The sequence below is a fragment of the Azorhizobium sp. AG788 genome (genome assembly GCF_943371865.1).
GTDB lineage: Bacteria > Pseudomonadota > Alphaproteobacteria > Rhizobiales > Xanthobacteraceae > Azorhizobium.
Genome location: NZ_CALRWL010000108.1, coordinates 1 through 3,954 on the forward strand (window position 1 = coordinate 1; position 3,954 = coordinate 3,954).

Annotated in this window: 5 protein-coding genes; 3 read left to right on the forward strand and 2 right to left on the reverse strand. The window is 64.7% G+C overall.

The features are described from left to right. Positions 1-214: hypothetical protein (locus AAG816_RS27540; RefSeq protein ID WP_341992907.1), on the forward strand; the 214-nt coding region annotated here is incomplete at its 5' end. Beyond that, a complete protein-coding gene (locus tag AAG816_RS27545) occupies positions 211-993 on the forward strand; it encodes a glycerophosphodiester phosphodiesterase (protein ID WP_341992908.1) in 783 nt (260 codons plus the stop codon). The genes AAG816_RS27540 and AAG816_RS27545, both read left to right, overlap by 4 nt. On the opposite strand, the gene AAG816_RS27550 is transcribed toward AAG816_RS27545, so the two are convergent. Together AAG816_RS27550 and AAG816_RS27555 are read right to left on the reverse strand one after the other, a co-directional pair. After that, the gene (locus AAG816_RS27550; RefSeq protein ID WP_341992909.1) at positions 983-1,993 is read right to left on the reverse strand and encodes a histidine kinase dimerization/phosphoacceptor domain -containing protein; all 1,011 of its coding nucleotides are present in this window, start codon (positions 1,991-1,993) and stop codon (positions 983-985) included. The two genes, AAG816_RS27545 and AAG816_RS27550, sit on opposite strands and share 11 nt — an antisense overlap. A gap of 112 nt (positions 1,994-2,105) precedes the next feature. Then, entirely contained in the window at positions 2,106-2,363 is a 258-nt protein-coding gene (locus tag AAG816_RS27555; RefSeq protein WP_341992910.1) for a hypothetical protein, read from the reverse strand. A gap of 184 nt (positions 2,364-2,547) precedes the next feature. On the opposite strand from AAG816_RS27555, the gene AAG816_RS27560 reads away from it, so the two are divergent. Next, complete coding sequence (locus AAG816_RS27560; protein WP_341992911.1) at positions 2,548-3,765, forward strand: argininosuccinate synthase; 1,218 nt, start codon at positions 2,548-2,550, stop codon at positions 3,763-3,765. Positions 3,766-3,954 lie beyond the last annotated feature (189 nt).

A 3,954-nucleotide genomic window follows, 5' to 3' on the forward strand; every position in this document is an offset into this window, starting at 1 on the left:
GGTGGACATGCTGTCCTTCCTGCCCGGCTGGGCCTCCATCCTGGTGGTCGTGCTGATCATCACCTGGACTGTCTGCATGGCCGGCATCGCGCTGGGTAAGACGGGGCGCAACCCCCTCTGGGCCGTGGCCGTGTTTCTATTCTTCCCGCTGCTGACCATGGGGCTGTGGATATTGGCGCTGTCGCGCTGGCCCCGGCTTGACCAGAAGCCATGAGGGCAAGGCCCCTTCATCCCTATCTGGACCACCCAGGCCCCATTCCCTTCGCCCATCGCGGCGGCGGCCTTGAAGCGCCGGAAAACAGCCTGGCGGCCTTCACGCACGCCATCGACCTTGGCTATCGTTACATCGAAACCGATGTACAGGTCACGGCCGATGGCCGCTTGATCGTTTTCCATGACCCCGTGCTGGATAATCTGACCGACGGTCAGGGCAGGGTTGGCGGCCTGCCCTGGTCGACCGTGTCACAGGCGCGGGTTGGCGGGCGTGAACCGATCCCGTTGCTGGATCAGGTTCTGGAAACCTGGCCGCATCTGCGCCTCAACATTGATCCCAAATCCGACGCGGCGGCCCTGGCCCTGGCGGATGCGCTGCGCCGTCATGGCGCGCTGGACCGCGTCTGTGTCGGGTCTTTTTCCGGCGCGCGGCTGGCGCGTCTGCGGCGCGCACTGGGCGGTGCGCTTTGTACCTCGGCCGGCCCGTGGGAGGTGGCACAGGTCTGGGCGGCCGGCTATGGCCTGCCCCTGCCCGCCCCTGTCGGTCCGCACGCGCTGCAGGTGCCGGTGCGGCACAAGGGATTGACCGTGGTGACGCCCGGCCTGATCCGCGCCGCGCATGCGGGCGGTCTTTGTGTCCATGTCTGGACCGTCGATGACGCCGCAGAGATGGACCGTCTGCTGGATATGGGGGTGGATGGCATCATCACCGACCGCCCCACCCTGCTGCGGGAGGTGATGATCCGCCGGGGCCAGTGGTCGGACCTTTCTATACGCTGAACAGCAGCCGGGCCTGCGCGCCCGTCCCTGTATCCGTCATCTGGAAATCCCCGCCCAGCTGCTGGGTCAGCAGCCGGACCAGACGCAGGCCCAGGCTGGATACCGTGGCCGCATCGAAACCGGGCGGCAGCCCCTTGCCGTCATCGGTGACCGACAGTTCCACCCTGTTGCCGTCCGCCAGCCACGCTGCGACGCGGATCAAGCCCTTCTGACGGCCCACAAAGGCATGCTCCAGGCTGTTGCTGACCAGCTCTGCCACCACCAGGGCGGCGGGGATGATCTTCTCCGACGGCAGGGGCAGAGGCGCGGCGTCCACCGCCACCTCAATGCCGGCGGGTGCGCCGGCCCGAACCACATCCTCCACCAGTTCTGTCAGGAAGCCGGCGAAGTTACCGTGGCTGTTTTCCGGGTCGTGCAGGCGGCGCTGGATCTTGCCGATGGTGGCCAGCCGTGCGGCGGCATCGGTGAGGGCGCGCCGCGCCTTCTCATCCGTCACATCGGCCTTTTGCAGCGCCAGCAGGGCCGACACGATCTGGATATTGTTGGAGACGCGGTGCTGCAACTCCGCGAACAAGACGGCGCGGTGGGCGGCGAGGTCACTGGCCTCCTGTTCGGCCTTCTTGGCACGGGCCCGTTCCAGCCGCACCCGCGACAGCGCGATATTCATCACATGGATGATGGCGATGTCGATGACGACGATCAGGATAAAAAAGCCCAGGGCCAGGGCGCTGGGCCCATCCAGCCTGAACCCGTCCGGCGGGATGAAGAAATACCAGGCCGCCAGCGCCGACAGCACCGCCACCAGAATACCCGGCCAGAGGCCCGCGAAGAAGGTGGTCAGGATGACGGCGGGAAAGAAGGTCAGGAACGGAAAGCCCGGCGGCAGGGCCGCGTCCGTTGTCCAGCGCACGCCCAAGGCCAGCCCGAAAGACAGCAGAGCAAAGCCATAAGCAAAGAACGGGGAACGTCTGCCGGTTTCAATCGCAAGAAGGAGCGCCATCAGGACCGGCCTTGGCCAAACAGTGGTTTTTCGCCGGAACCATAGCAACTTTGCGCAGTGCCGTCGTGGGCGTAATCACCATCGATAGGGGTGGGGGCGGGTGGACAAGCGCTCAAAGCGGGGTGTCGTCGGGCGGCATCCGGCGTACGCCGTCCTCATGCACGGCTTGGTCATGGCCGCTGCGGCTGGAGAAGAAGACCAGCGCCATCAACCCGCCGCCCACAACCAGCGATCCGACAATCCCAAGGCCCAGCGCGATAAATCCATGCAGGCTGATCTCCTGTTCCGGACCGCCCCCGCCCACCGCGTTCCACGCCATGATGCCGCCGACCCCCGCCGCCAGCAGCATGGCCAGGAGGAAGGCGATCATCAAAACCCCGCCACGGCTCATCTTCCACCCTCGTCATTTGTCACAAGCGCCCCAACCGATATGGGGCGTGCCGCTGTTGCCGGCCAGCCCCCCGGTGGATGCGGGCTTCATGGTCTGGACAGGCGGGACTGCCCCCGATAACTTCCGTGCCCGGTTCAACCTGTTAGCGCAACGGATATTACCCATGAAGAGCGGCGTGAAGAAAGTCGTGCTGGCCTATTCGGGCGGCCTCGACACCTCGGTGATCCTGAAATGGCTGCAGGAGACCTATGCTTGCGAGGTCGTGACCTTCACCGCCGATCTCGGCCAGGGTGAGGAGCTGGAGCCCGCTCGCAAGAAGGCCGAGCTGCTGGGCGTGAAACCGGAAAACATCTTCATCGACGATCTGCGTGAAGAGTTCGTGCGCGATTTCGTGTTCCCGATGTTCCGGGCCAACACCCTGTATGAAGGCACTTATCTGCTGGGCACCTCCATCGCCCGGCCGCTGATCGCCAAGCGCCAGATCGAAATTGCCCGCCAAGTCGGCGCCGATGCCGTGGCCCATGGCGCCACCGGCAAGGGCAATGATCAGGTCCGCTTCGAACTGGGCTATTACGCGCTCAAGCCGGACGTGACGGTGATCGCGCCTTGGCGCGAATGGGACCTGAACAGCCGCACCCAGCTGCTAGAATTCGCTGAGAAGCACCAGATCCCCATCGCCAAGGACAAGCGCGGTGAGGCCCCATACAGCACGGATGCCAACCTGCTGCACATTTCCTACGAAGGCAAAGCCCTGGAAGACCCGTGGGTGGAGGCCGACGAGGACATGTATACCCGCTCCGTCGCGCCCGAGAAGGCGCCGGACGAGGCGGAATATGTCGAGATCGAATATGAAAAGGGCGACGCCGTCGCCGTGAATGGCGTGAAGCTGACGCCCGCCGCCCTGCTGACGGAACTGAACCGTCTGGCGGGCAAGCATGGCATTGGCCGCCTGGATTTGGTGGAAAACCGCTATGTCGGCATGAAGAGCCGTGGCGTGTATGAGACGCCGGGCGGCACCCTGCTGTCGGTGGCCCATCGCGGCATTGAGAGCATCACCCTGGACCGCGAGGCACTGCACCTCAAGGACGAGCTGATGCCGCGTTATGCCAAGCTGATCTATAACGGCTTCTGGTTCTCGCCCGAGCGTGAGGCCTTGCAGGCCCTGATCGACAGCACCCAGCAGCGGGTGAACGGTATCGTCCGTCTGAAGCTGTTCAAGGGTGCCGCCCGCGTGGTGGGCCGCAAGAGCCCCAACAGCCTGTACCGCCTGGACTATGTGACGTTCGAGGCCGACAGCGTCTATAACCAGAAAGACGCCGAAGGCTTCATCAAGCTAAACGCCCTGCGCCTGCGCCTGAACAGCATCGCCAAGGGTCTGTAAGACACCTTTCGGCCTGATAAGGGCGAGGAACCGCCTGCATCCTCCCGGATGCGGGCGGTTTTTTTATGGCCCGATGCCGTCCACCGGCTTCAGGACCGCCCCCTCGGGCAGGTCGATCAGGAAACGGTCGGTCAGGAGCCGGCGGAACGCCGCCGCGTCCGTGATCTCTATCTCCTCCACCAGTTCGCC

What these genes read in the sequence shown, in the direction of transcription:
- AAG816_RS27545 (WP_341992908.1), top strand. Translation starts at nt 211, where the DNA reads ATGAGGGCAAGGCCCCTTCATCCCTATCTGGACCACCCAGGCCCCATT.
- AAG816_RS27550 (WP_341992909.1), bottom strand. Translation starts at nt 1,993, where the DNA reads ATGGCGCTCCTTCTTGCGATTGAAACCGGCAGACGTTCCCCGTTCTTT.
- AAG816_RS27555 (WP_341992910.1), bottom strand. Translation starts at nt 2,363, where the DNA reads ATGATCGCCTTCCTCCTGGCCATGCTGCTGGCGGCGGGGGTCGGCGGC.
- AAG816_RS27560 (WP_341992911.1), top strand. Translation starts at nt 2,548, where the DNA reads ATGAAGAGCGGCGTGAAGAAAGTCGTGCTGGCCTATTCGGGCGGCCTC.